The organism is Salinisphaera sp. G21_0 (genome assembly GCF_017744115.1).
Lineage (GTDB): Bacteria > Pseudomonadota > Gammaproteobacteria > Pseudomonadales > Endozoicomonadaceae > Endozoicomonas.
Window position 1 is genome coordinate 1 of sequence record NZ_JAGHQW010000235.1, and the last position, 651, is coordinate 651.

Genomic DNA, 651 nt, shown 5'->3' on the forward strand with positions numbered 1-651 from the left:
AGTGTGCCTGACACGCTCATCCACGGGTTTATGAGGGGTAAAAACACCCGCTGAAGTCAATGCATGAAGTGTGGTCGTGAGGCTTCGCCAGCCCCAACGCCGTGTTACGGTAAAATTTTGCAGAAAATGCATCAGCTGGCTTTGTTCCGCTCGATTCAACCGTCTTTTGGCAGCTGATGTGTATCGTTTAATTGAATTGGCATACAGACCGTGATTTCTCCCATCATAGCGATGACCGAAATGATCCGATTTACTCAGCAAACCATCCATTATTTCCTGTTTGATGAGAGCACTGAAATCTTGAGCCGGGTTTACTGAACGGCTCTGTAGATATTGAGAAGTGTATGCGCCAGAAGAATGGTAGAATTCCTTACGCCCCCGGGTAGTGCAGGGGGGATTCTCCCATTGTCTGACTGTGGCATGTCTATATCGCCCACGCTTTGAAGATGCGGCATGGTCATGCGGCTGGTTGTAATCTTTATCGGATTTTGCGCATTTACCGCTGATGCCAGCAGAGGTTCTATGGTAAGCGCCAAAATAACCCACGTCCTACCCTGCTCAGATTTGATCAAGGATCATAAAGCCTCTGATTACATGGAGGCTCCAATGACCAATCCAGAAACCACTAAAGAACAATGGCTGCAACGAATC

General features: G+C 47.8%; 1 protein-coding gene. It reads right to left on the reverse strand.

Going from position 1 to position 651, the window contains the following annotated elements; genetic code table 11:
• Nucleotides 1-546: hypothetical protein (locus J7439_RS25830; protein WP_209204922.1), on the reverse strand; the 546-nt coding region annotated here is incomplete at its 3' end.
• Nucleotides 547-651: the final 105 nt, after the last annotated feature.